Source organism: Actinosynnema sp. (assembly GCF_052038725.1).
Genome location: NZ_JBQGCX010001516.1, coordinates 1 through 2,833, shown reverse-complemented (window position 1 = coordinate 2,833; position 2,833 = coordinate 1). Strand labels below are relative to the sequence as shown.

The window sequence follows — 2,833 nt, the reverse complement described above, 5'->3', positions numbered from 1 at the left end:
TGGCGTACTGCTCCAGCGCGGCGGTGGCCTCGGGGTTCTCGTAGCGGCCGTAGTTGCCGTTGATGCCGCCCTGGCCGACCGGCTTGTACAGCGCGCCGTCCATGATGGACTGGTAGATGTCGTACGGCGTGGGGCCGTTGTTGGTCCAGTGCATCGCGGCACCGAAGTCACCGGTGTCGAGCGCCTTGGTCCACGCGTCGGCGTTCTGCAGGTTCACCGTCGCGTTGATGCCGATCTTGGAGAAGTTGTCCTTGATGATCTCGACGTTGGTGACGTAGTCGGACCAGCCGGACGGCACGGTCATCTTCAGCGTCACGGGCTTGCCGGACGGGTCCTTGAGCTTGTCGCCGTCGTAGCTGAAGCCGTTGTCGGTCAGCTCCTTCTTGGCCGCGGCGACGTCCACCTCGACGGTCTTGCCCTTGAACTCGTCGGCGATGAACGGGTCACCGGCGGGCGTGGGGATGCCGGTGATGTTGTCGACCTTCGGGTAGAAGTAGCCGCCCTCGCCCTGCACGAAGATGTCCTGCCGGTTGACCACCCGGTTGACCGCGCGGCGCAGCGCCGGGTTGTCCCACGGGGCGCTCTTGGTGTTGAACCACAGGCCGTGGATGCCGAGGACCGGCGGGAACCAGAGCTTGTTGTGCTGCGGGTCCTTGCTGGTGTAGACGGCCTCGTAGTTCGGGATGAACACGAAGCTCCAGTCGGTGGTGCCGTTGGCCAGCGCGGTGGTCTGCGCGTTGTTGTCGGCGTACGCGGTGTACCGGACCTCCTTGACCTGCGGCAGCTCCTGCCAGTAGCTGTCCCGCACGACGAGGGTCTGGGTCTGCGGGGTGAAGGACTTCAGCGTGTACGGACCGCTGCCGACCGGCTGCTTGACCGTCTCGGTGGACGGGTTCGCGTAGGTGGACCAGACGTGCTCCGGGACGATGAACTGCTCCAGGAGCTTGTTGCGGTTGGTGAACTGGGAGCGCGGGAAGCTCACCACCACCTTGCCGCCGTCGACGGTGGCGCCGTCGATCGGCAGGCCCTGGATGTTCAGGCCGGGGTTGTTCTTGAGCAGGGTGAACGTGTAGGCGACGTCGGCCGGGGTGAGCGGCTTGCCGTCGGACCAGGTGACGTTCTCGCGCACGGTCAGCACGAGCTTGGAGTAGTTGTCCTGCCAGTCCCACTCGCTGGCCAGCCAGGGCGTGGGCTCCTGGGTCGCGTCGGTCTCGTTGACCATGGTCAGCGGCTCGAAGATCAGCCTGCGGTAGCCCATGATCGTCGCGGCGGACGAGTTGAGGAACGGGTTGTTGTTCTCGGTCTGCGGGCCGTCCGGCTTGCCCACGTTCAGCACACCGGCCTGGGACTGCGCGCCCTGGTTGCTCGTGGAGCAGGCGGCGAGCGGGGTGAAGGCCGTGATCGCCGCGAGGGCGAGGGCGGCCGTTCGCCTGAGTCGCATGGTTTCTCCTTGTGGGAACGGGTGTTCGCGAGCGCCAGGTCGGGTCGGACCGCGTGTGCCATCGCGGGTGGGACGGTGCGCGTCCTCGGGTTGCCGAAGACTCAACCCCGGTGAGTCAGGTCACGTCAATAACGAACAGGTTACAAACTTAGTCTAATTTTAAGTCGTGAAGGAAGTGGGCGGCATCCTGCCGACCATGCCTGCCAAGCGCGCCACCGTGCGCGACCTGCGACGTCACAACCGATCGGCCCTGCTGTCGACCCTGTACTTCGAAGGCCCGCTGAGCAGGCAGGAGCTGGTCGCCAGGACCGGCCTGAGCGCCGCCACGGTGTCCACCGCGACCGCCGGGCTGGTCGACGAGCGGCTCGTCGTCGGCGCGGGGACGGTCGAGTCGGACGGCGGCAGGCCGCGCTCGCTGCTGCGCGTCAACCCCGGCTACGGGCACGTGGTCGGCGTCGACGTCGGCGAGACCGGCGTGGCCGTCGAGCTGTTCGACCTGGCGCTGCGCCGGATCGCCGCGCTCGACCACGACCTGCCGCCCACCGACCCGCTCGCGGTGGGCGCGCTGATCGCCGCGGCCGTGCCGGAGGTGATCGCGCTGGCCGGGGCGGACCAGGGCTCGGTGCTGGGCGTGGGCATCGGCGTGCCGGGCGAGGTGGAGCGGCGCGGCGGGGCGGGGGGCGCGCCGTGGGGCGCGGCGACGCTCGTGCACGCGCAGACCCTCGGCTGGTCGGGCGTGCCGCTGGCCGAGCTGGTCAGGGCGGGCGGCACGACGCTGCCGCTGTTCGTGGAGAACGGCGCGAAGACCCAGGGCCAGGCCGAGATGTGGTTCGGCGCCGGGCGGGGGTCGCGGCACGTCGTGGTGGCGCTGCTGGCCTCCGGCGTCGGCGCGGCGGTGGTGGCGGACGGCGCGGCGCAGCGCGGGTCGACCAGCAGCGCGGGCGAGTGGGGGCACACCACGGTCGTCCACGGCGGACGGCGCTGCCGGTGCGGGGCGCGCGGGTGCCTGGAGGCGTACGTCGGCGCGGGGGCGGTGCTGGACCGGTACCGGGAGCTGGGCGGGGAGCTGGGCGAGGGGGACGAGCGGGCGGCGTTCGCGGAGCTGGTGGCGCTGGCGGGTGGGACCGCGCGGGCGGACGGGACGCGGACGGTGGGCGGATCGCCCCTGGCGGGCGGATCGCCGCTGGCAGGCGGATCGCCCATGGTGGGCGGGGGGCCACTGGCAGGCGGCTCAGCGTTGACGGGTGGGGTGCCGTTGGCAGGCGGGGAACCAGCGGCGGGCGAGTCTTCGTTGACGGGCGGGTTGCCCGTGGCAGGCGCGGCTTCGCGGCCGGGCGAACCGCCGCTGGCGGGCGGCTCAGCGTTGGCGGGCGGATCGCCGCTGGCGGGCGG

Annotated in this window: 2 protein-coding genes; one reads left to right on the top strand and one right to left on the bottom strand. The window is 70.9% G+C overall.

Annotated elements, in window-relative coordinates; translation table 11 throughout:
* Positions 1–1,441 (bottom strand): ABC transporter substrate-binding protein (locus tag ACTUAL_RS31905; RefSeq protein WP_440902829.1); only part of this gene is annotated, 1,441 nt, incomplete at its 3' end.
* 196 nt (positions 1,442–1,637) lie between these two features.
* On the opposite strand from ACTUAL_RS31905, the gene ACTUAL_RS31900 reads away from it, so the two are divergent.
* Positions 1,638–2,833: ROK family protein (locus ACTUAL_RS31900; protein ID WP_440902830.1), on the top strand; the 1,196-nt coding region annotated here is incomplete at its 3' end.